General features: G+C 66.6%; 21 protein-coding genes and 1 pseudogene. 6 read left to right on the forward strand and 16 right to left on the reverse strand.

The annotated features are described in order from the left end of the window. Positions 1-316: 316 nt before the first annotated feature. Positions 317-1,273, reverse strand: coding sequence for an alpha/beta hydrolase (locus WQ56_RS08480; protein ID WP_082132288.1), 957 nt, complete (start codon positions 1,271-1,273; stop codon positions 317-319). Between the two features lie 91 nt (positions 1,274-1,364). Here WQ56_RS08480 and WQ56_RS08485 point away from each other — a divergent pair, with 91 nt between their 5' ends. Continuing rightward, a complete protein-coding gene (locus WQ56_RS08485) occupies positions 1,365-1,940 on the forward strand; it encodes an ABATE domain-containing protein (protein ID WP_047136656.1) in 576 nt (191 codons plus the stop codon). A 101-nt stretch (positions 1,941-2,041) separates the two neighbouring features. Here the strand turns inward: WQ56_RS08485 and WQ56_RS08490 are convergent, their stop codons facing one another. The 3 genes from WQ56_RS08490 to WQ56_RS08500 form a co-directional block, all read right to left on the reverse strand. After that, on the reverse strand, positions 2,042-2,821 hold the full coding sequence (locus tag WQ56_RS08490) for an SDR family oxidoreductase (protein WP_197076461.1): 780 nt from the start codon (positions 2,819-2,821) through the stop codon (positions 2,042-2,044). A gap of 160 nt (positions 2,822-2,981) precedes the next feature. Then, on the reverse strand, positions 2,982-3,758 hold the full coding sequence (locus WQ56_RS08495; RefSeq protein ID WP_231583388.1) for an SDR family oxidoreductase: 777 nt from the start codon (positions 3,756-3,758) through the stop codon (positions 2,982-2,984). A gap of 171 nt (positions 3,759-3,929) precedes the next feature. Further along, positions 3,930-4,688 (reverse strand): SDR family oxidoreductase, encoded by a 759-nt coding sequence (locus WQ56_RS08500; protein WP_047136658.1) that lies wholly within the window; start codon positions 4,686-4,688, stop codon positions 3,930-3,932. A 188-nt stretch (positions 4,689-4,876) separates the two neighbouring features. Here WQ56_RS08500 and WQ56_RS08505 point away from each other — a divergent pair, with 188 nt between their 5' ends. The 3 genes from WQ56_RS08505 (at position 4,877) to WQ56_RS19290 (ending at position 6,527) form a co-directional block, all read left to right on the forward strand. Next, positions 4,877-5,296, forward strand: coding sequence for a helix-turn-helix domain-containing protein (locus tag WQ56_RS08505; protein ID WP_082132289.1), 420 nt, complete (start codon positions 4,877-4,879; stop codon positions 5,294-5,296). Positions 5,297-5,389: 93 nt separating this feature from the next. Next, positions 5,390-5,683, forward strand: coding sequence for a transposase (locus tag WQ56_RS08510; protein ID WP_047136659.1), 294 nt, complete (start codon positions 5,390-5,392; stop codon positions 5,681-5,683). Between the two features lie 448 nt (positions 5,684-6,131). Then, positions 6,132-6,527 carry an integrase core domain-containing protein gene (locus WQ56_RS19290; RefSeq protein WP_343123204.1) on the forward strand — a complete coding sequence of 132 codons (396 nt, stop codon included), beginning with the start codon at positions 6,132-6,134 and terminating at the stop codon, positions 6,525-6,527. Between the two features lie 324 nt (positions 6,528-6,851). On the opposite strand, the gene WQ56_RS08520 is transcribed toward WQ56_RS19290, so the two are convergent. Genes WQ56_RS08520 through WQ56_RS18640 form a run of 4 tightly spaced genes read right to left on the reverse strand, consistent with a single transcriptional unit; the run spans position 6,852 to position 9,470 of the window. Continuing rightward, positions 6,852-7,367 (reverse strand): hypothetical protein, encoded by a 516-nt coding sequence (locus WQ56_RS08520; protein ID WP_047136660.1) that lies wholly within the window; start codon positions 7,365-7,367, stop codon positions 6,852-6,854. Positions 7,368-7,423: 56 nt separating this feature from the next. Then, positions 7,424-8,038, reverse strand: a complete 615-nt coding sequence (locus tag WQ56_RS18635; protein ID WP_156170455.1) for a hypothetical protein — start codon at positions 8,036-8,038, stop codon at positions 7,424-7,426. Between the two features lie 5 nt (positions 8,039-8,043). Then, on the reverse strand, positions 8,044-9,057 hold the full coding sequence (locus WQ56_RS08530) for a hypothetical protein (RefSeq protein ID WP_047136662.1): 1,014 nt from the start codon (positions 9,055-9,057) through the stop codon (positions 8,044-8,046). Then, a complete protein-coding gene (locus tag WQ56_RS18640; RefSeq protein WP_156170457.1) occupies positions 9,054-9,470 on the reverse strand; it encodes a helix-turn-helix domain-containing protein in 417 nt (138 codons plus the stop codon). The genes WQ56_RS08530 and WQ56_RS18640 overlap by 4 nt, the downstream gene beginning before the upstream one ends. On the opposite strand from WQ56_RS18640, the gene WQ56_RS18075 reads away from it, so the two are divergent. After that, positions 9,464-10,123, forward strand: coding sequence for a sce7726 family protein (locus tag WQ56_RS18075; RefSeq protein WP_082132290.1), 660 nt, complete (start codon positions 9,464-9,466; stop codon positions 10,121-10,123). The two genes, WQ56_RS18640 and WQ56_RS18075, sit on opposite strands and share 7 nt — an antisense overlap. Here WQ56_RS18075 and WQ56_RS08535 read toward each other — a convergent pair. Next, a complete protein-coding gene (locus WQ56_RS08535; protein WP_082132291.1) occupies positions 10,037-11,074 on the reverse strand; it encodes a beta family protein in 1,038 nt (345 codons plus the stop codon). The two genes, WQ56_RS18075 and WQ56_RS08535, sit on opposite strands and share 87 nt — an antisense overlap. A gap of 748 nt (positions 11,075-11,822) precedes the next feature. Beyond that, complete coding sequence (locus WQ56_RS18645) at positions 11,823-13,442, reverse strand: hypothetical protein (protein ID WP_156170459.1); 1,620 nt, start codon at positions 13,440-13,442, stop codon at positions 11,823-11,825. A 312-nt stretch (positions 13,443-13,754) separates the two neighbouring features. Between WQ56_RS18645 and WQ56_RS08540 the strand changes: the two genes are divergently transcribed. Beyond that, entirely contained in the window at positions 13,755-14,882 is a 1,128-nt protein-coding gene (locus WQ56_RS08540; RefSeq protein ID WP_197076459.1) for a HEPN-associated N-terminal domain-containing protein, read from the forward strand. A 353-nt stretch (positions 14,883-15,235) separates the two neighbouring features. Here WQ56_RS08540 and WQ56_RS19295 read toward each other — a convergent pair. From WQ56_RS19295 to WQ56_RS08565, 6 genes and pseudogenes are all read right to left on the reverse strand, one after another. Beyond that, a pseudogene (locus WQ56_RS19295) lies at positions 15,236-15,397 on the reverse strand (oxidoreductase-like domain-containing protein); the annotation flags it as partial. Positions 15,398-15,428: 31 nt separating this feature from the next. Next, complete coding sequence (locus WQ56_RS08545; protein ID WP_047136665.1) at positions 15,429-16,268, reverse strand: phosphatase PAP2 family protein; 840 nt, start codon at positions 16,266-16,268, stop codon at positions 15,429-15,431. 1 nt (position 16,269) lies between these two features. Further along, positions 16,270-17,238 (reverse strand): transaldolase, encoded by a 969-nt coding sequence (locus WQ56_RS08550; protein WP_047136709.1) that lies wholly within the window; start codon positions 17,236-17,238, stop codon positions 16,270-16,272. 31 nt (positions 17,239-17,269) lie between these two features. Then, entirely contained in the window at positions 17,270-18,460 is a 1,191-nt protein-coding gene (locus tag WQ56_RS08555; protein WP_047136710.1) for a CoA transferase, read from the reverse strand. Positions 18,461-18,586: 126 nt separating this feature from the next. Then, positions 18,587-20,503 carry a beta-L-arabinofuranosidase domain-containing protein gene (locus WQ56_RS08560; protein WP_231583384.1) on the reverse strand — a complete coding sequence of 639 codons (1,917 nt, stop codon included), beginning with the start codon at positions 20,501-20,503 and terminating at the stop codon, positions 18,587-18,589. Continuing rightward, entirely contained in the window at positions 20,496-22,697 is a 2,202-nt protein-coding gene (locus tag WQ56_RS08565; RefSeq protein ID WP_047136666.1) for an SUMF1/EgtB/PvdO family nonheme iron enzyme, read from the reverse strand. Before WQ56_RS08565 ends, WQ56_RS08560 begins: the two co-directional genes overlap by 8 nt. Between the last annotated feature and the right edge of the window lie 18 nt (positions 22,698-22,715).

Raw genomic sequence — 22,715 nt, forward strand, 5'->3', positions numbered from 1 at the left:
GCTGTCGGATTCCTCGCCGTGCCAGACCCGTTCCGAGCGCGCCGCCGTTGCTCTGTTCGCGCTGCAACCGCCGGCCTGAGCGCGTCAGCGTATCGGGCGGCGGACGCGCTCGCCGGCGCTCCGCGCACGACGGTGCGGCTGCGCGGCTGCGCGGGCCGGACGGCAAGGTCGCGCCGTGCCGGTTCGACGATCGCGCGCGTGCCGAACCGGAACGACGCCCGTCGCGTGCTCGGGGCGCGCAGCGGGCTGCGCGATACGGACGCCGCCGACCGGACGCTCTCGACGGGCGGACCGGAGACCGCACGCCGACGCACGCCTACCGCCAGCGGCCTGCGTTGGCGTCGAGGAACGCGCGGATCACCGGCACGATCTCCGCGCCGTGCGTCTCGAGCGCGAAGTGGCCGGTGTCGTAGAAGCGGATGTCGGCGTCGGGGATGTCGCGCGTCCAGGCCTGCGCACCGGCCGGCAGGAAGAACGGATCGTGCGCGCCCCAGGTCGCCAGCAGCGGCGGGCGGTGCGTGCGGAAGTAATCCTGGAACCGCGGATACAGCGCGACATTGGAGGCGTAGTCCAGCAACAGGTCGAGCTGGATCTCCGCGATGCCCGGGCGCTGCACCTGCAGGCCCTCGAGCGTGTAGCCGTCGGGCGCCACCAGGCTCGGATCCGGCACGCCCTCCAGGTACTGCCACTTGATCGAGGCCGGCGTCGGGAAGTCGCGCAGGGCCTCGCGGTTGCGCGGCGTCGGCGCGTCCCAGTAGGTCCGGATCGGTGCCCAGCCGGCGCCGAGGCCTTCCTCGTAGGCGTTGCCGTTCTGCGAGACGATGGCCGTCACCCGGTCCGGATGCGCAATCGCCAGGCGCCAGCCCACCGGGGCGCCGTAGTCGTGCACCACCAGCGCGTAGCGGTCCAGCGCGAGCTGGGTCGTGAACAGGTCGATCGTGCGCGCCAGGTTCTCGAACGTGTAGGCGTAGTCGCCGCGGGCGGGCGATTCGGTGTACCCGAAGGCCGGCAGGTCGGGGGCGACCACGCGATAGCGATCGGCCAGCGCGACGATCAGATCCCGGTACATGTAGGACGAGGCCGCGTAGCCGTGCAGCAGCAGCACCGCCGGGGCGTCGGAACGCCCGGCCTCGCGGTAGAAGAGCCGCACGTCGCCGACCTGCGCATAGCGGTGACGCACCGCGGGCGCATCGGCCCGACGTGCGGTGTTCGTGTCCGGTGCGGGTCCGGTCGTCGCCGGGCCGGGGGCGGCGCGCTGGGTGCCCGTCGTCATCGTCGTCTCCTCGTAGTAACCATCAAAATGTCGAATTGAAGGTTACGCAGACGCGCTGTAACCTGTCAAACACACCATTGACGGTTACGCCATGTCCGAGCATCCGGTCGACCCGCACTTCATCGCCAATCATCTCGGCCTGGACTTCATCAACACGGCGTTCGGCACGGGCGCCGAGCGGCGCGACTGCCTGGCCAGCGACCGCAGCGTGCTCGACTGGCTGGCGCAGGCCGGCGTCTTGCCCGACGGCGTCGACCGCGCACCGCGCGGCATCGCCGCGCAGGCGCGCGCCTTGCGCGAGGAAGCGCGGACGCTGGTCGCCGCCGCGCAAGCAGGCCATGCCGCCGACATGCGCACCCTCAACGGCGTGCTGGATGCCGGCCAGCCGGTCCGCCGCCTGGTCTGGGACGACGCGCGTGCGCGGCCGCTGCCGGCATCGCGCCCGCGCGGCCGCGATGCCGCGAGCCTGCTGTATCCGGTCGCCGACGCCATCGCGCAGTTGCTGGCGGAGTCGGACCTGCGCCATGTCCGCACCTGCGAGGCGCACGACTGCAGCCTGGTGTTCCTCGACACCACGAAGTCGCACCGGCGCCGCTGGTGCAGCATGGCCGTGTGCGGCAATCGCATGAAGGCCGCGGCGTTCCGCTTGCGCAGGAGCGCAGGCTGACGCCGGCCGCGCGCCGCGATGCGCGCCGGCACCGTCGGCGCGGACAGGCCGGCAGCATCGGGCGTGCGCGAAAGAGCGCGACGCCCGTGCTGCCGCACGGATCAGACGATGCCGCCGTTCGCGAACACGGTCTGGCCATTGATCCAGCCGCCGTCCGCGCCGCACAGCGCGGACACGACGTCGGCGATGTCCTCCGGCCGGGCCAAGCGCCCGTGCGGCGTGCGCTGCGCGAAGCCGGCGATCTGCTCGGGCGTCTTGCCGTCGGTGAACAGCGTCGTGTCGACCAGCCCCGGCGCCACTGCGTTGACCGAGATCATCCGCCCCGCGAGTTCCTTGGCCAGGATGTTGGCGAACAGCTCCTGCGCGGCCTTGGACGCCGCGTACGCCGCATAGGTCGGGCTGCGCAGCTGGGTGATGCTCGACGACAGCGCGACGATGCGCCCGCCGTCGCGCACGCGCCGGGCCGCCTCGCGCAGCACGTTGAAGCTCCCCTTCACGTTGACCGCCAGCATCCGGTCGAAGTCGTCGTCGGCGAGGTCGCGCAGCGGCGCCAGGCGCATGATGCCGGCGTTGCTGACGACCACGTCGACGCCGCCGAAGGCCTGTTCGCCGGCGTCGAACAGGCGCGCGACCGCCGCGGGGTCGGCGACGTCGGCCTGCACCGCGATCGCACGCCCGCCCTCGCCCTCGATCTGCCGGACCACGTCCGCTGCGAGCCCCGCATTGCGCAGGTAGTTGACGGTGACGTCGAAGCCGTCGCGCGCCAGGCGCCGGGCGGTGGCCGCGCCGATGCCGCGGGACGACCCGGTAACCAGGGCGACCTGGCCGCGGGCGGGACGCGTCTGCGGCGCCGCCGCGGTGGCGGTACCGGTCGCGCCCATCATCACTGCGGCGGGGCCCGCCACTGCGGCGGCGGCCAGCAGGCTGCGGCGGGTGCGGTCGGGCATGGCGGGATCGATGGGGGCGTACGTGGACATGGCGGGTTCCTCGAAGGTTGGGCGCGCATGCATCGCGCGCAGGGGAAGCGTCGTGGCGCGGGCGTCAGACCAGCCCGCCGTTGGCGCCGATCACCTGGCCGTTGATCCAGCCGCCGCGCGGGCCGGCCAGCAGCGCCACGACATCGGCGATGTCCGCCGGCGCGCCGAGACGCCCGTGCGGCGTCTGCCGGGCGAAGGCGGCGATCTGGTCGGGCGTCTTGCCGTCGGTGAACAGCGGCGTGCGGGTCGTCCCCGGCGAGACCGCGTTGACCGACACCTGCCGGCCCGCGAGTTCCTTGGCGAGGATGTTGACGAAGACCTCGATCGCGGCCTTGCTCGCCGCGTACGGGCCGTAGGTCGGCGGGCGCAGGCGCGTGGTGCCCGACGACAGCGCGACGATGCGGCCGCCGTCGACGATCCGCCGCGCCGCTTCGCGCAGGATGTGGAAGCAGCCGGTCATGTTGACCGCGATCAGCCGCGCGTAGTCCGCGTCGTCCATGCCGGCGAACGTGCCCAGCCGCTGGATGCCGGCGTTGGCGACGACGACGTCGAAGCGCCCGAATGCGCGCTGGTGCGCATCGAACAGCCGCCCCACCGCGGCGGCGTCGGCGACGTCGGCCTGGACGGCGATCGCCTGGCCGCCCGCCGTTTCGATCTCGCGCACGAGACCGGCGGCGAGCTCGCGGCTGCGCAGGTAGTTGACCGTCACACGGTAGCCATCGCGTGCCAGGCGCCGGGCGATCGCCGCGCCGATGCCGCGCGAGGCGCCGGTGATCAGCGCGGCCTTGCCGGCGCCGGGCGCAACGCCCGCGACGTCGTCCGCACGGGCGACGCCGGCCAGCAGCGCGCTAGGCGCCACGGCGGCTGCGGTCAGCAGGCCCCGCCGGGTCGGGTCCGGCGCATCGCCGGGGCGCGGGGCGGGGGCATGGGGGTCGGACTCGGGCACGGGCATCTCCAGATGGCAGGCCGCAGGTGGCGAGACCGCCGCCGTGCGAACGGACGGGGGCGGCGGTCAGCGCGGCTGCGCGGCCGCGGCGGCGTTGATGCGGTCGAACACCTCGTCGAACCGCCCCTCGCGCTCGGCCAGGCGCTGGACGCGCGCGCGCGCCACGACGATCTCGTCGGGCACCGGCGCCGCGAACAGCGTCATGACCTCGTCGATGTACGCATCCAGCGGCAGGTAGCCCTCGCGCGTGGACTGGCCGGGCGTGAGCTCGGTCTGGATCGCCGGCGGCACCAGTTCGATCACCCGCACGCGGCCCGCCAGCTGGTGCCGCAGGCCCTGCGTGTAGACGTGCACCGCGGCCTTGGTGGCGCTGTACACCGCCGCATCCGCGCGCGGCACGAAGGCCAGGCCCGAGGACACGTTGACGATCGCCGCATCCGGCCGCGCGCGCAGGTGCCCGACCAGCGCGTTGGTCAGCCGGATCGGCCCCAGCAGGTTGGTGACGACCTGCGCCTCCGCGTCATGCAGGTCGCCTCCGGACGCGAGATCGTCGTAGCGCATGATCCCGGCGTTGTTGACCAGCACGTTGAGGTCCGGGTGCGCGGCCAGCACCTGCGGCACGAATGCGGCGATCGCCGCCGGATCGTCGATGTCCAGCGCGAACGCGTGCATCCGCGCGCGGCCGTCGATCGTGTCGTGCAGCGGCTGCAGCCGCCGGCCGGTCACGACGACCGTGTTGCCCTGGTCGTGGAACCGCCGCGCCAGCGCGCGGCCGATGCCCGAGCCGGCGCCGGTGATCAGCATCGTGTTGCCTGTCGCTTGCATGGGACTCGTCCTTCTGTGGGTGAGGGAACGCGGCGTCGCCGCGGAGGGCGCATCGGGCCGGAGAGGGCCGCCACGCCGACGGACGGCTCGGGTGGGCCTGCGTCCGCGTGGAAAACAGCGTAGAGTCCACACTCCCTGCAAGGAAGTAGGCACCCGAAAGTTTCATACCCACCAAAAGGAGAGTGAACATGCCGATCGATGCCGCCAGGCACGCCGAGGTCCAGCGCACGCTGTCGGCGCAGGCCCCGCTCGACCCGCGCGTCGAGACGCTGGTCAACGACGTCATCGGGCGGGTCGCGGACAAGTGGACGATGATCGTGCTGGATGTGCTGGCCGAACACGGCGAGTTGCGCTTCACCCAGCTCGCCAGGCACGTGACCGGCATCAGCCAGAAGATGCTCACCCAGACCCTGCGCGAGATGGAGCGCGAGGGCCTGGTCGTCCGCACCGTGCATCCGGTCGTGCCGCCGAAGGTGGAGTACCGGCTGACCGACCTCGGCCTGGGCCTGGGCGCGGCGTTCTGCGGCGTCTGGATCTGGGCGCAGCAGAATCTCGAGACCATCGAGCAGGCCCGCGCCGCGTTCGACCAGCGGGCCAAGGCCGGCTGAGCCGCGCCGGCGGCCGGGTGCAACCGTCTAGTGAACCTGTCCCGCTGAAACGGACGCCAGGAAGCGATACTTTCATCGCACCTGGAGGTTCCCATGCAACGTGTTTCCCGTCGTCGCTACACCGACGACTTCAAGGCTCAGGCAATCACCCTGGCCGAATCCATCGGCCGAGCCAAGGCCGCCCGGCAGCTGGACATGTCGGTCAAGACCCTGGGCAACTGGCTGGACGCGTCGCGAGCCGGTCTGCCGCTCAATTCACCCAGCCGCAAACCGGTCGGTGATCTTGAGAGTGAAGTGGCCCGCCTGCGGGCCGAGAACGCGACGCTCAAGATGGAGCGCGAAATCCTAAAAAAAGCGACGGCGTTCTTCGCCAGGGAGTCCAAGTGAGGTACGCCTTCGTCGCTGAACAACGGACTCGTTATCCACTCAGGGCACTATGCCGGGTGCTCGCGGTCTCGGTCTCTGGCTTCCACGACTATCTGCACCGGCAAGGTCAACCGGATCCGGAGGCGGCCCTGCGCACTATCCACGCCGGCAGCCGTGGCACCTACGGTCGCCCCCGCATGGTGCGGGCGCTGCGGGCCTGTGCCCACGTGATGGGGCATAAGCGTGTGGCCCGGCTGATGCGCGAGGAGGGCTTGCGCGGCAAGGCCAAGGGCCGCTTCACGCCGCGTACCACCGATAGCCGGCATCACCGGCCGGTGGCCGAGAACCGGCTGGATCGTCAGTTCGCCGTGGACAGCCCGATGCCGGCCTGGGTCGGCGACATTACCTACCTGCCGACCCGCGAAGGTTGGCTGTACCTGGCCGCCGTGCTGGACCTGCGCACCCGCAGGTGCTCGGCTACCGCCTGTCCGAGCGCATGCCCGATGACCTGGTGCGGCAAGCCTTCCTCAACGCCTGGTCGGCCTCGCCGGTCGGCGCCGGCGTACTGTTCCACTCCGACCGCGGCAGCCAATACGCCAGTGGCGAGTTCGGCAAGACCCTGACCGCGCACGGCTTAGTGCCCAGCATGAGCCGCAAGGGCAACTGCTGGGACAACGCCGTGGCCGAGAGCTTCTTTGCCTCGCTCAAGAACGAAGAGGCCACGGCCGTGTACGAGACCAAAGCCGCCGCCCACGTCGCCATCGCCAGCTACATTCACGGCTTCTACAATCCCACTCGCCTGCACTCCGCGCTCGGCTACCTGTCACCCAACGACTATGCCAAGAAGCTGAAGCTGGCCGCGTGACCCCGTGCTTCTTAGCGTCCGCTCTCGGGGAGCAGGTTCACTGTAGCCCGATCCCCAAGCGGCGATAGGGTTCCAAGACGACGACTTCATAAATCAGACCGAAGGCGTGATTTGGGTACTCCTCAAAAATGAGCAATCCCACTTCAGCGCCCCTAGAGCACGCCAAGTACTCAGAGGTTCCAGGCCTTCGGCCCGCGATCAAGCGTGATTGCAGGAACGCTTCTTCGATACAACTGACTTTGCCGATGGAGATATTGTCTCCTTGCAGAGCGGTGGATGCATGAGCTAGCTCCACATGCGTTCTTGCGCTTTTCATCAGAGAAGCTAGCTCGCAACGCCCTTGGCCGATTGCGATCGATGAGCTCCCATGATCACCCCATTGATCGATTCGACAGAGACGCCCATCAACTCAAGCATGGTCTCGGGTGGAAGGACTTGCCCCTTGGCAATGCGTACATCTCTACCGCCGCTAAGCGTCTTGCCCGGAACACCGTTCGCACAGAAGTCGTTTGCGATCGCGACGACAGCCTCGAGGCGGGCGCTTGAGAGACCTGTCGATTCGAATGCGCCCATCCAATGGCGCATTGCTTTCTCAGCGCGCTGGACGGTCAAGTACTGCATTGCAGTGAGAACAGACCACTGACGGCCGATGTCCGCGCTCATGCGTCTGCCGATCTGCTTGTAAGCGGCTGCTTGGTCACCCTCTGGAAGGTCCTGCAATGACAACGTGAGCAGGTCGAGAATCGCACGAACTGCGACGGCGGTCTTCAGAAAGTCTTCGTAGGTGATCGCCGGTCCTCGGGGATCAGCCTCGTAGATCGTGGGATAGCGAGATTTCATTCCTGAAGTCCTTGTGGCTTCCGCGCGAACGCATGGGATGACATAGAGTGCGCGCGCTATGTCTGGAGCAGCAAGACGTCGGTCTCGGCGCGCAGGTGCTCTACATATGCGTCCATACCCTCGAAGAACTGCGCGTCCGAACAGCCGCCCGGTGCAACGACCGCGCGTACAGCCGAATCCATCTCACGATTGGTAAGGACACCTTGCACGACGATGGCGCACGATGTCCGCCGCGCGATCAGGATCAGCAGTTGCTCAATGCAGACCACCCGTCCGCGCAGCCTCGCCGCTATCTCGGGCGGGCAGCCGCCGACCAAAGCCCGCATTGCCCGCTTGTCGCCGGAGAGCAGGATTGCATTGGGATCTGCCAAGCAAGCTGCGATGAGTTCGACTTCGCCAGCGTCAAGATCGACTGTTCCCTGCAAGCAGGAGATGTCGGTTGCATCACCTGGTGGGATCTCGCCTGTCAGCGCGAGAAAGCCGCTGAGATGATCAGCCGCTTCCGGAGATCTGAAAATTTTGGCGTCGTGACGACGGGCCCTGAACTGAAGAGACGCGAGTGCCGAGACCTGGTGCCATTGAAGACCGAAGGACGCAGGCAGCTGATCGAGAAGTCCCCAATGAGCAAGCTTGATCAGAACGTCATTGTCGACCAAGAGCCTGGAAATCATCGGACTCAGCCCCGCGGGGCCACGCCGGTGATCTGCAGGACGTAATCGCTCAAATCATCGCCGATTCGTCGGGTATCGATCTCTTCGCGCAACCGGGCGACAAGACCTGCCTGAGCATCCATGTCGTCAGCGAGGAAATTCAGTGCTGATCGAGCATCGGGCCATCGACGCGTGCGGAAGCCGTAGCGAAGCACCAGGTGTCCTGGCGCAGTACGCAGCTCCGTACCGGCTGCCATTGCAGTGGTCGCAATCGACACGGGCGGCAGGTCGCGAGGCCAAGCTGCGACGATCGCTTCGGACCGGCCGCCACTCAGCAGCAGGTTTGCGAATTCATTCGCTTCGACCTCCTGCCTGTCCACGTTCGCATCGACATCGAACTCTGTGGAGTCATTGAGCGAGCCCTCCACCAAAGCGGAGTTGGTCGCCACGTGGCCGAGCGAAAGATGTCCGAGCTCATGGGCGAGCAGAAAGCTTAGCCACGCCTTGGAGTTGTTGCGCAACGCAATCAGGATCACTGGGCGCGCCCCGACCTTGATCGCGGCCGCGTCCATCTTTCTGACGCCATTGGGCAGGTTAGGAAGGGGGATGACGGGAATACCGTTGCCCCAGCAGAAGTCCAGGATTGAATCGAAGTCGACGCGCGACGCCTGCTCGAGCACCTGCTCGCGAACGACCTCGGCGCTTGATGCGAGGGAAACATTGCGCGAAGGCATCGCGCCGACGATCGCCTTGGCCAAAGACGAAGCGATCAGCGTAGCCGGCCGCAGCTGCTCCTCGCTAACGCGCACCGTGTGCTTGTAACGGGGCGCGGAGAGGTCTTTGGCATGCTCGATACGACCGTCAAGCAACGCAACCGCGTCGAGGCTGAGACGGCGCCCTAGCAACACGGCGGTTTCGCGCAAACCCGACGCAGTGCGGGCCATCTCGGGCTCCCACCACTCAGGCAGGATCGAGGCAACCTGGCCTCTCGTCAGGCCAACTGTTCGCAAGCTGCGATAGATGTCATTGAGCGCAGTCATCGGGCCCTCCTTTCCTTGGCACGCTGGTCCGGCATGCGTTGAAGCGCCGGGGCCAGAGCCTTCACCACAACAAACAGCGCCTGTGCGGCGGCGGCATTGTCACCGATCACCTCACGCAAAAGCTGCGACAGCTCAGAATTTGCGTCAGCACCCACGTTATGCGTTTCTGGATCAAAACCCGCATATGTGCATAGAGCGCTCAGGTGCGGCGTCAGTCGCTTCCCGCCGCCACGCAAGAAACGGCTGATTTGACTTTGCGGCATCCCAGTCAGCCTTGAGACGTCTATCTGCGTATGTCCGCGCACCCGCATCGCTTCACGCAACGCGACGCGAAGATCGAGCAGAAGCGGGTTGGTGGAGTGCGTCCTATTTTGCATATTCGCATAGCTTATGCGATAATCGACGCATGGCATACCGCCCCCATCCGCTGACCGAGCAGGAAATCCGCACGGCGGTCCTCGCGCAACTGCTGGGGTCCGGCAGTCATGACCACGTCTTGATTGAAGAGCTCGGGATCGGCTCAGCGCGAGTCGATGTTGCCGTGGCCTCCGACAGACTGAGCGGGTTTGAGATCAAGAGCGACTTCGACACACTCGATCGCTTGGCGCGTCAGATGCACGCCTACCATGAGGTGTTTGACGCGCTGACGATTGTGACCACTTCTGCCTATGTCGAGCAGGTCGAGGCCCTGCTTCCGGCCTGGTGGGGCGTTTGGATCGCCCAACGCACAGAAGAAGGCGTCATGGTTCAGGAGCGCCGGGCCGCCGTGAGCCACGGACGCCAAGACGCTGCGTCGCTCGCGGCCATGCTGTGGCGAGAAGATGCGTACGAATTCGTAATCGAGACGCTCGGACCCGTTGTGCGGGCCCGAGCGACCAGAGGAGATCTTCAGGCGATCATTGCCGAGCAGATCTCGATCGATGCTTTGCGCAAACGCGTTCTGCGCAGCCTCTCTACGAGAGAGGACTTGCAGGCCCGATCACATCGCCCCCGTGGCCAAAGCGCGAACCGTCAGAACGATGTGGTGGCTGGTGGCGTCGCGCCGCCACGTCATGTAGCTGCCTGAGGACGTGCCCGGCTGAGCGTGGAAGTTATAACGCTCATCGCCGTAACTGAACTCCTTACCTGAGTAGTCCGGTAGCGCAATCAGCAGACGGCACAGGTCGTTGTACTGGCCCATGCCACCCTTGCCCTTGCTTCGCACGCCTGATCCTCGAATGATTCGCCACTGCGTCGGCAATGCATACCGAATGGCGGCGGCAGGGTTCATCTTGGTCGGATCAATCTCCTCAAGGGGCTCAGGGTTCGTCACGCCGTAGTCCCCGAACACCACGCGCTCGCATCCAGCGTTGGTCTTGAGCGCCTGCCAGATGGCCACTTCCTGACGCACGATGAAGTTGTTGATGCCAGGCTTCAAACCACCCAGGCTCATCGGAAATGATCCCGCTGCGAATGCGACCTGCGTCAGTCCCGGCATGCTGCAGTAGTGGGCGACGACGCCTGCGATCGCGGCCGCTTCGGCGACAGGATCGCGCTCGCCGACTGCGTACAGATCCAGCACCAGATAGATCGCCGTCTGTCGACCACAGGCCTTTCGTGTCTCGGCGATCACGAAATCGAGCTCATTGATCTTGATGCCGGGCCTTGCGCGGATGATCAAGGCTTCAAAGCCCTTGAACACCATCAATCCGGCGAAATCTGCCAAGCCTGCGGTCGCGCGAATCGTAGGCCACGCCTTGATTCCTTCGCGGCGAAGACGCAGGCAGACGTCTACCAATGCTGCATGCGGCACGGGGCCACCGGTGTAGGCGTCGGTCAAATCGATGCCGATGGGGTGCTCTTCACCAGCCGATCTCGACATCTGCTGGATCAGCTTTGGCTGGGCGACGCCGCTTTCTAGGATCTGGACATCTGCGATCGGAAGCATGCGCTGGCGATCGCCTGCCACCACATGCTTCAAAGCGCCTTGCTCGCCTTGCTTCCATCTCAAGATGGGTACATAAAGAAAGTTCGCCACGGGACACTCCTCCTGAGTTCGTCCTTATGGCGCGTACGGTCCTCGACGCGATGTACCAACGTGCAAGGAAGTGCGCGCCCCCTGAAAATCACGCTCTTCTCCACTCGATGCGGGCTGTGGCGCGTACCTCCTGTCGCCACGGTGTTACCAAGCATCGGACTACAGTATCGACGATTTCGGGGGCTCAGAGTGCGAGCTGCAGCATCGGCCGATGGATGGACATGGCAATTATGGTGAATTATGGGCATTCCCATAATTGCGAATAATTCAGGCAGACAGGTTGCAAGGGCGCGAGCCAGAAGAGCACTCTTGTTCGCTCGTGATTTAATCTCTAGAGGGCTTCTGGTTGTTGCTCGATAGCGCCGGGACCTTCTCTCGCCGGTAGTCGGTGATCTGGTTCGACATGAAGGAGCGAGCACAGCGATCCAATGCGCCGGGCGCATGAGCTTCTTGGAACCGGAGGTGGCAGCAGGGCGACTGCAGTACGTCGCTCCTGGTTACGCTACTGCACCGATTCTAATCGAGGTCGTCTATCCGAGTCGCCGACATCTGCCGATGAAAACCAGATTCCTGATCGACTACCTCATCGAGAGGCTGAGCCGCGATCGTTGATGCGTGAGACGCTTCTAGACTCTGCGACCCGATAGGCGATTGGACTGCCGCCCTGATGGCTGATTGAAGATCGTCCGGTTCTGGCCGTACGCGATCTCGACTCACTCTTCCTCGCGCGCCAGCCCAATCACGAAGCTCAAGAAGGGTAGATGCGATCAGCATCAAGCTCAGTGGGATGGAGTAAGTGAATTCCATCTTCGAACCCTTCCGCCAGCGCGCGGAACTTCTGAGCCAAATCGCTCACTACATAGATTCGCGCGTTTGGCTTGGACTTACGCATTTCGTTAGCATGTTGCTGCAACGCGAAGATTCCCTTCCCTTCGTACATTGGATCGCAGGGCAAATCAGAGAGACCTACCAACTCTCGTATTTCATCCACGCAGACCTTGGTCACCTCGAGCGCGAATGAGAACGATGTAACTCGCAAGGCAAACGCTTCGCGACCTCGAAGATAACCGCGCAACTCCGGGGTAATATATTGTTTCATGCTCATCGATACATCCACATACCAGACTTCTTCGCGAAGCCCTCGCGATAACGGAGATCGGGCGATTCCTTGCTTTAGAGACTTCTCTCCCTCCGAGCTCGGCCGCACGTTACCAAGAAGTATCACACTGTCGTAATCGGTAGATATCAAAGAACCTAAATGGTCGTAGTTGACTACGATGACTCTGCCGACATCGGAGACTGCGGCGCTGTAATTCCTCGCCACTTCATTAACATGGTCCTTTGCCAAGTTAAATCGCTGCTTGGCTTCTACGATCAGCTCCACAGCATTGTGACTGACGTCATCACTCAAAGTCACCGCGACATCAGGCTTGACAGAATTGCCCGTACTATTCGTGTAGGTCGGCTGGTACACAACGGCGCCAGTTTTGTTTGGCCCGATGGCAACGATTGCTTTATGACCGAGCTCTAGAAGCGAGCGACTGTCGTCGCTCGGCTTAAGTTCGAAGCCAACTTGCTCAAGCTGTTTTAGAACGGTGCAAAGAATCCAGATTTCGTAGATCTGCCAGCGGAACTTCCACATCGGCAATTCAATGAATTGACTGGCTACTTCTATTAAAGATGACTCCCCGAAAGTCTTCTGCACCGAATCCAGGTGTTTTCTGTAATTCTCGTGCTCCGTGATCCGCAGGCACAGATCAGCAGGGGCCGGCCCATGCTCGGGCTGAATATAAAGATTGGTAAGCCCCTTGAAAATCCCCTTGAAATCCTCGGGAGCCCGCTCATGCGCATCTTTCAAGATTCGGAATAGCTTGATGGAATTCCAATCAAATGCATAATTGGCGAGGCCATTTGAAACCTCCTGGAATACTTCATGACTGAGCCAATTCATGACAGCATTCTTCGTTCCACACCATTTCTTAAGATCGGGTTTCACGAAGGATTCGATCTTATCGTAAATACGCAGGTTCTCTAATGAGAAGGGAACGCGCATGCCGTCGATCACGATGTCCCACTGGACATGAGTGCTTTCTGCAGTTTTCCGTGTTTCGGTCTTCTTGCAATAGTCAAGAATACCTCGATACATCATCGAGAAAGGGGCGGCAGCAGACATCAGTGCGGCGAGGTACGCGGCCGAACTTGTCTGCGCCTTGTCTAATGCCAGAAGGAACTCTCCCTCTGGCAGGCCCAGCGATAACTTTAGATGCTCATACAGACTCTCATCACGCTTGTCAGGTCCGAAGTTGAAGTTCTGCAGCTCATTGAGGTGTCTATGCAGTTCGCCTGCCGTGGTAATGCGTTTTGTCATTACGCGCGCCTTCCGTGGTGTAGGTAAAATCGGCCCCTTGAGAAGGGGAGTCATATGCTTGCTTAGCGTAGCGTGCCGAAACGTGTTCGGAGCACTTTCATCAATTCCTTCGCAGATGAGGGACAGTTCTTCGACTTGCAAATTGCCTTTGGAACTTGCCGAGCAAGCGTGTCGGCATCTGACCTGTAACGGCAGCCTCGACCTCTACTCGCTCCTCGCCCGTTTTCCAGCCCTGCCCGTGCGAGTTCCACACATACACTCTCTGAGTGAACTAAGGGGCGTCGGGTAATGGGCGGAGCGAAAAATCTGTGGATGGAAGAAATCGAGCGAGGTTGGAGCTCGGTGGATTCTCAGGTATGCGAAGCCTGCCTCAATGCCCCTGATCTATGGCGATTGGCTAAGGCCGACATCAGGAATGAGGACTGCGACTATTGCGAGAAGGAAGCGCTCCCGGTCCTTCCAGTACATGCGGTGCAAACGCTCCTATACCGAGCTATCGGCACCTACTACGCCGATCCGCAGCACGCCGGAACTCCTTGGATCGAAGGTGAATGGGCTGTTGGTCTCTACGAGATCGAAGAAGTGCTTGCTGATCTTGGCTTTCTACCCGTTGACGAACTCGCCGAGGACATCGCAGCTGCGGACTCGACACAGTTCTGGATCAAAGCGACCAATGGCCACTGGGCCAGTGTCCATGATGACGAGCTCATGGTGTATTCCTGGGCGACATTTGTGCGTACCGTCAAACATCAGACCCGATTTCACTTCCAGCGAGTCGTAGCTGATCGGTTTGAGCAGGAGATCCCGGTTTCAGAAATGCTCGAGGTTATCGGCGGAAATGTAGCTGACCTCATGACCACGGTTGCAGTCGGCACACGCATCTTCCGGGCTCGGCACCTTACTGAGGACGAGCTAGTGCGGGTTGATGCATCGATGATGGGGCCTCCCCCGAAGGAGCAGGCAAGCGCCGGCCGCATGAATCCGGCGGGAATTCCGTATCTGTATACGGCATTCGATGCCCAGACTGCCGTAGTGGAAATCGGAAGCCCAGGAGATCAGAACAAGGCTCCATCCGTGGCCGAGTTTCAAGTGGACCGGCTTCTCAAAGTGATCAATCTGAGCGAGCTGCCCGACCTGCCTCATCCCTTGGCAATTGACCGCAGGGACGAGCGAATTAAGGCCAAGTTCCTGCATAGCTTCGTAGCGTCCATTACCCAGGAGGTGCACAAAGACGGGCGTGAACATGTGGACTATGTGCCCTCACAAGTAGTGTGTGAGTTCTTGGCCCAGGCATACGTCATGCCAGATGGATCACCAATCGACGGGATCATCTATCCCAGTGCTGTGAGCCCGGATGGGATCAATCTACTCGTCTTTCCTAAAGGGCGATCTTTCGATCGGGACAGGTTCCAAGGCATCACATATGTCCGTCAGCTGTAATTCGAAGGCCACCAAGATCGAACGAAGACGCGCCACCTTTCGGTTGTGGATAATTGGTTAAGAGTGGAAAGTCTCTCGGCCAAATCCTCGGCTGGCCGCTTCGGCGGGCCATCGATACGCTCCGTTGTTCAGACATCCCTGCCGCCTAGCCGCGGGGTCAAGCTCGCATACCAGCACGACTTTAGGGAACAGCTCCACAAGTACGGATAACGACCAAAAAAAGGGGGCTCAAGTGAGCCCCAGTTAGTTTGGCTGAAAGTCCAAGCTTAAGGGCCATCAAGTCCAGACTTATGGGTGTCAAAGTCCAGACTTGTGGGTGTCAAAGTCCAGACTTGTGGGGTTCCGCACAGATGCCGCGCGCGCCACGCCGCGAGGCGGGCGCGGTAGTCGGCCATCGCGTCGGCGTGCAGGTCGTGAACGCAGATCGGGCAGCCGCTGTCGCAGCAGTCGCTGGGCAGCGGCGCCTCGGGCGGCTCGGGCCGCGGATCGGGGTCGGGAACGGGCATCTCGGTCATCGCAGCGCCATTGTCGCGCAGCCGGCTCGGCTCAGCGGTCGTCGGCGGTCGGCAGCGGCGAGACGCGCAACGCGGCGGTCTGCGCGTCGCAACCTTCGGGCCGGGCGCCGCGCGCGCGCTGGGCGGCGACCTCCTCGCGCGCCGCGGCCAGGTCGGCGAGAAACGCCGGCTCGGCCTGCAGCCGCGCGAACGTCGCCGCACCGACCAGTTGGCCCTGCACGACGTCGCTGTACCAGTGCACGTTGCAGACCAGCCGGCTCTCGCCGAAGCTGCGCCCGCGCTGCAGCAGCGGATCGGCGCGGTCGGGCGCGAGGGCGGTCAGCGCCAGCGCCCAGGTCCAGCCGATCGCGGTGTGGCCCGATGGATACGAACCGCTGTCGCGCAGGCGCGCGGCGTCGCCGGGCGTGCAGACCGGCGCGCCGTTGGCCAGGAACGGGCGGCGGCGCTGCCAGTGCTGCTTGGCGGCGCGTCCGTCGATCGCCGCGTCGGCCAGGCTGCGCCGCAGCAGCCGCACCAGGTGCGGGGTGTGCGCGGTGTCGATCGGCACGCCGAGCGCGCAGGCATAGAGGTCGGCGGCCTGCGGGAAGTCGAGGTCGGCGTCGATCACCGCCTGCCGCCAGCGCGGGGTCTCGCGCAGCGCCAGTGCGCGCCGGGCGATGGCTTCGTCGAGGGCCCGCGCGGCCGAATCGGGCGCCGGCGGCGCGGGCAGCAACGCGCGGCTGTCGAAGCCGGGCGCATCGACGTAGCCGACGCTGACGCCCGGGCGATGCTCGGGCACCACGACCGGCCCGACGGCCGTGGGCCGGGGCCCGCCGGCGCAACCGGCGGCGAGCAGCGCCGCCAGCACGCCCGCGGCGCGCCGGGCGCGCATCTCAGCCGGCCTGCAGGCGCTGGGCGATCGTCTGGCGCAGCGCGGCCAGGTCCTTGGCGAACGCGGCGATGCCGTCGCGCAACTTCTCGTCGGCCATCGCGTCGGCCGCGAGGTCGCGCGCGAAGCGCTCGGCGTCGACCGGCGGGTCGATGCGGCCATCGCCCTTGCCCGGCACCAGCGCACGCGCCAGCGGGCCGTGCTCGGCGTCCAGCGCCTCGAGCAGGTCGGGCGAGATCGTCAGCCGGTCGCAGCCGGCCAGCGCCTCGATCTGCGCGGTCGAGCGGAACGAGGCGCCCATGACCACAGTCGGCGAACCGCGGCGCTTGAACTCGGCGTAGACGTCGCGCACGAAGCGCACGCCCGGATCGTCGTCGATCGACGCCGGCACCTCGCCGCGGGCGACGTGCCAGTCGAGGATGCGGCCGACGAACGGCGAGATCAGGAACACGCCGGCCTCGGCGCAGGCGATCGCCTGGCTGCGGTTGAAGATCAGCGTGAGGTTGCAGTCGATGTCCTCGCGCTGCAGCTGCTGCGCGGCGCGGATGCCTTCCCAGGTCGCGGCGATCTTGATCAGCACGCGTTCGCGGCCGACGCCGGCGTCCTCGTACATGTCGATGAACTGGCGCGCCTTGGCGACCGTGGCCTCGGTGTCGTGCGACAGGTCGGCGTCGACCTCGGTCGACACCCGGCCCGGCACCAGGCCGGCGAGCTTGCGGCCGACGCCGATCGTCAGGCGGTCGACGACCTGGCGGACCACCGCGTCGGCATCGCCGTCGAGCTCGCGCGCGCGCTCGAGCTCGCGTTCGATCAGATCGGCGTAGACCGGCAGGTCCAGCGCCTTGCGCACCAGCGTCGGGTTGGTCGTGCAGTCGACCGGCTTGAGCCGGGCGATCGCGTCGGCATCGCCGGTGTCGGCGACGACGACGGACATCGTGCGCAGTTGTTCGAGCTTGGATGCGGCAGCGGACATGGACACCTCGGGTTCGGACATGGGCCGCCGCTCAGGCGGAACGGCCATTGTCGCGTCCGGCGGCGTCGAGGGCCACCCTGACCTGATCGGAATGCTGGCCCAGCGTCGGCGCGGCGAACGGCGCCGGCCCCGGGGTCCGGCCGAAGCGGATCGCCTGCGCGACGCCGCGGTAGCTGCCCAGGCCCGGATGCGGGATCGTCGCGACGATGCCCTCGGCCTCCACCTGGGGATGTTCGAACATCGCCTCGACCGCGCGCGCGGCCGCGCACGGCACCGCGTCGCCGAAGCGCGCCTCCCAGTCCAGCGCGTCGCGCGCGGCCAGCGCCGCGTGCAGCTGCGGCAGGATCTCGTCGGCGTGCTCGGCGCGCTTGCGCACGCTGTCGTAGCGCGGGTCGGCGGCCAGCGCGTCGAGCCCGGTCAGCGCGCACAGCGCCTGCCAGAACCGCGGCGTGTTGGCCGAGACATAGAGCCAGCCCTCGCGCGTGGGATGCAGGCCGGTCACGCCGCCCGAGCGCATGTCGCGGCCGATGTCGAGCGCCTCGCCCTCGGCCCAGACCATGCGCGCGGACTGCATCGCCAGCGCGCTGCGCAGCAGCGAGACGCCGACGAACTGCCCTTCCCCGCTGCGCTCGCGCTCGTACAGCGCCGACGACACCCCGGCGGCCAGCAGCGCGGCCGCGTAGTAGTCGACCACCGAGCCGTAGACGATCTCCGGCGCGCCGCCGCGCTTGCCCTGCAGCGTGCAGATGCCGGTCATCGTCTGCAGCACCTGGTCGTAGCCGGCCTTGTCCTTCAGCGGCCCGGTCTCGCCGTAGCCGGTGACCGCGCAGTAGACCAGCCGCGGGTTCATCGCCGACAGCGTGGAAAAGTCGATCGCCAGCCGCTCGGGCACGCCGGGCCGGAAGTTGTGCACCAGCACGTCGGCCTCGCGCACCAGGCGGTAGAGCACCGCGCGGTCGCCCTCGTCCTTGAGGTTCAGGGTCACGCCGCGCTTGCTGCGGTTCACGCCGAGGAACGCGCGGCTCTCGGCGGCGAGCGTGGAGGGATAGTTGCGCAGGTTGTCGCCGTCGGGCGGCTCGACCTTGATCACGTCCGCGCCCTGGTCGGCCAGCAGCGCGCAGCCGTAGGGACCGGCGATGTAGGCGCTCAGGTCGAGCACGCGAATGCCGCTCAGCGGGCCGGGCGCGCCGCCGCGGCCACTGTCGAAGGGGGAACCGGTCATCTCGTCCGTCATCCTGTCACGGCATCTGCGATGGGCGCGGGCAGTCTGCGCGACGCCCCGGCCGCGAGCCATCCGCGCGGCCTATGTTCTCGCGCCACAGAAACTTGCTTGCGCATCGACCGCACCTCAGACCGCCCCGCAGTCGTCGGCGTCGACGCCGTGTTCCGACGGCGCCAGGCCCAGCCAGGTCGTGCGCCAGACGCGGTCGCGCCGGCCGCCGATGCCGTAGTAGGGCGCAAAGTCGATCGGCGCGCGCTCGTCCAGGTGCAGGCGCAGCCCGACCGCCGCCTCGTCGCCGTCGCCCTCGGGCGGCCGTTCCTCGATCCGGATGCGCGCATCGTCGTCCGGCAGGCGCACGGTCTCGGCGGTGCGGTAGCCGTCGATCAGCCCGGTCGCGTAGACCAGCGGCCCGCGGCCGAACGCGATGTAGTCCTGGCGCAGCACCTGCTGGCGCACCGGCGAGCCATCGGGCGCACGCGATTCCTGCACGTTGCGGTAGACGCGGCGGTGCACCCGCGGGCGCAGCGGCAGCGACAGCGCGACGCCATCGCCGTCGGCCCAGCTGCGCGCGATGCGCACGTAGTCGCCCGCGACCGGCGCCTCGGGCCACGGCGCGCCGGCGACGGTCAGCGTCGCGCCGTGCGCCCACGCAGGAATGCGCACGCGCAGCGCGAAATGCGCCGGGCGCGCCAGGCGCAGTTGCAGGCCGATCTCGCCCTCGAACGGATAGCGCGTGTCCTGGATCACGGTCACCTCGCCGGCGCCGGGCAACACGAATGTCGCCTCGCCCGGCCCCAGCAGGTTGACCACGATCCCCTCGGCATCGGTCGCATAGGCGAGCGCCGGCAGCTCCTCGATCGCCATCGCGCCGCTGGACTTGCAGCAGCGCCAGTAGTTGGTGTGGACGCGGCGGCCGTTGGCGTAGGAGTAGTAGCACCAGCCCTCGCCGTCGGGCGCCTGCGCGCCGAGCAGGTCGTTGTAGGCGGTGCGCTCGATCTCCTCGGCGTAGCGCGCCTGCCCGGTGATCGCCAGCAGCTCGCGGTTGAGCTGCAGCCAGGCGAGGATCGAGCAGGTCTCCACGTACGCATGCGGGTCGAACACGAATGCGGGGTTGAACACCTCGCGCGAGCGGTGGCCGATGCCGCCGAACGGCCCGCCGCCCAGGCTGAGGTGGTGGTCGCGGATCGCCTGCCACTGCGCGTCGAGCGCCTGGCGGTGGCGCGCGTCGCCGCTCGCGCGCGCCAGCTTCGCCAGCCCGACGAGGTTCCAGCACAGCTGGTAGGCCTTGCCGGTCGCGATCTCCGATGGGTCGGCGCCGGCCAGCGCGCGCTCGAGCAGCGCCAGGCGGGGATTGGCATCGGCCTGGGCGAGGATGCGCCGGGCCAGTTCGAGGAAGCGCGCGTCGCCGGTCGCCGCGTGCAGGTCCATGACCGGATCGAGCAGCACCGTCGCCGACATGCCGTGGTGGTTGCCGACCGTGGTGATGTCCAGGCCTTCGATGCAGAACGTGCGCCAGCACAGCAGGCCGATCCGGCGCGCGGTCTCCAGCGCGCCGGCCTGCGGGAATCGCCGGTGCACCTCGAGCAGGCCCAGCAGCAGGTAGGCGTGGGTCCACACGTCCCAGGTGCGCAGCGCCGGCTCGCCGTTCCAGCTCTCCGGCTTCGGCGGCTGCGGCACCATGAAGCGCCGGTGCGGCGCGTAGGTGCCGAGGTACCCGTCGGCCTCCTGCACGTCGGCCAGGTACGCCGCGACCGCGCGCACGCTCGCCTCCAGCGCGGCGTCGCCGCTGCGCGCGGCGGCCTTGGCCGCGGCGGCCAGCCACTTGCCGGCGTGCTCGCCGTACCAGTCGCCCTCCTCGTTGCCGGCGCGGTGCGCCGGATCGAAGATCGCGATCGCCGGGCTGTCGGGCCCGGTGACGAAGTGCGACAGCCGCCCGCGACGATTGGCGTCCAGCGCCGCGCCCAGCAGCCCGCGCAGCCGCACCTGGTCGGGCGCGGCCGGCCGTTGCGCGTCGCCCGCGCCGATCTCCAGCGGCTCAGCCATCCGCGCGCTCCGCATCGACGACGCAGCGGAAGCCCACCGTGCCAGAGCGGTCCTTGCCCGGCGCCATCAGCAGGTACTTGCCGTGCTGATCGAGCCGGTAGGCCTGCGGGAAGTACCAGTGGGAGGTCTGCGGCCGGTAGCTGCTGCCGCCGCGCAGGATCGCCGCGCGCGTGTGCGTATCGGTGTATTCGTCGGTCCACTGCCACACGTGGCCGACCAGGTCCTCGACGCCGAACGGCGAGGCGCCCTGCGGATGCGTGCCGACGTCGGCCGGCGGCAGCAGGCGCCGGCCGCGGTTGGCCCGCGGCACGCAGGTGTCGTGCCAGTCGTTGCCCCAGGGATAGCGGCGGCCGTCGTGGCCTTGCGCGGCGACCTGCCATTCCCATTCGCGCGGCAGGCGCTTGCCGGCCCACTGCGCGTAGGCGCGCGCGTCCTCGAGCGACACCCAGGTCACCGGCTTGTGGTCCCAGCCCGCGCGCGGCGCGCCATCGACCCAGTGCCGCAGGAAGTTGTGCGCATCGCGCGGCGCGTAGCCGCTGTCGGCGAGGAACTGCGCGAACTGCGCGTTGGTCACCGGATGGCGGTCGATGTGGAACGCAGACAGCGTCATGCGCCGGCGGTGGTGCCGGCGCGGGCAGTCCTCCCACGGGTACTGCACGTCCAGGCCGGCCCAGTCGAAGCCCTCGATCTCGACGCCGCCGACGCGGAACAGGAACTCGCCGCCCGGGATCGTCACCATGCCCTCGGGCGCGGTCGCCTGCGGCGCGGTCGGCGCAACGTCGACGATGGCCTGCGGCAGCGGGTGCCACGCGGCCGAATGCGCACCGATCGGCGTGCGCGCCTGCGCGGCGAGCGTGGCCAGGGTCGCGTCGAGGCCGTCGGTGTCGGCGCCCGGCGCCAGCGCCAGCACCGCACCGAAGCCGCGCGCCTCGAGCGGCAGCTCGATCAGCGTCTCGCCGTCGATCGTGCGCGGCTGCAACGCGCGTCCGTGCCACAGGTCGTAGTAGCGCGTGCCCTCGACGTGCGGCAGCGCGAGTTGCTCGCCGTCGATCGGGTACTCGTGGCGGTTGATCAGCGTCCACAGCGTGCGGCCGGCGCCCGGGAAGCGGCTGGCGAACACGCCGCGCTGCAGGCAGGGCTGGTACGGCGCCCAGTCCAGGCTCACCACCAGCTCGGGGAACGCGCGGTAGATCGTCGCGATCCGGCGCAGCGCCTCGGCGTTGCGCGGAGTGAACGGGTTCCAGATGCCCCAGATGTTCTCCCAGGCGTTGTAGCCGATGCCGTTGAAGAAGCAGTACTGCAGGTCGTGCGTGCGGTCGCGGCCCCAGCGGTTCTCGTAGTTGACCATGTGCCGCGGCTCGAGCCACTTCCACTTCGACACCGGCGGCACCGGGCCGTCGGGCGCCTTCTTGCCCCAGCTCTGCACGTTCCAGATCAGCTGCTCCTCCGAACTGATCGTCGACTCGGGCTGCAGCACGACCGGCCGGCCGCGCCGCTCGCAGGCGTCGAGGAACGCGCGCGGCACGCCGTTGAAGGTGTCGCCGTTGATGCCGTCGGCGCCGACCGCCGCGACGATCTCCGCCAGGCCTTCCCAGTGGCTCGTGCCCGGGTCGCGCGTGCCGTGGTCCCAGGGCTTGGCCGGCAGGAACACCCGCACCCCACGCGCCTGGAACGCCTGCACCGCGCGACGCAGGCCGTCGAGCCCGCCGGGCAGGTCGTGCGCCAGGTCGAACTGGTTGCGGTCGTCGATGCCGATGTTGGGATAGACGTACCAGACCAGCACCGAATCGATGCCGCCAAAGCGCGCGATCAGGTCGTCGAGGTAGCGGTCGACCGTGTACTCCGCGCGCTCGACGTCGTAGAAGTAGCGGTCCTCGACCATCATCTGCGCGTGCACGAAATTGCGCTGCGCCCACTGCAGTTCGGGGCGCCGGTAGTTCGCATCGTCGTAGCCGATCCGCACCAGGTGCTCGCGGCGCCAGTCGCGCAGTTCGGCCAGCCAGTCGGCCGCGCTGTCGTTGGCGTCGATCATCCAGCCGCCGATATCGGCGAACGGCCAGCCCGGCGCCTTGCCCGGCGTGGGCAGGTAGCGGCCGGTGGTGACGTGCGAGAACTTGTACTCGCTGCGCAGCGGCGCCGGGCCGTGGTCGGCCGCGTCGGCGTCGTCGAGCGTCTCGTAGGGGGAGGCGGTCATCGGGCGTCTCGAACGGGG

The organism is Luteimonas sp. FCS-9 (genome assembly GCF_001014645.1).
Taxonomy (GTDB): Bacteria; Pseudomonadota; Gammaproteobacteria; order Xanthomonadales; family Xanthomonadaceae; genus Luteimonas.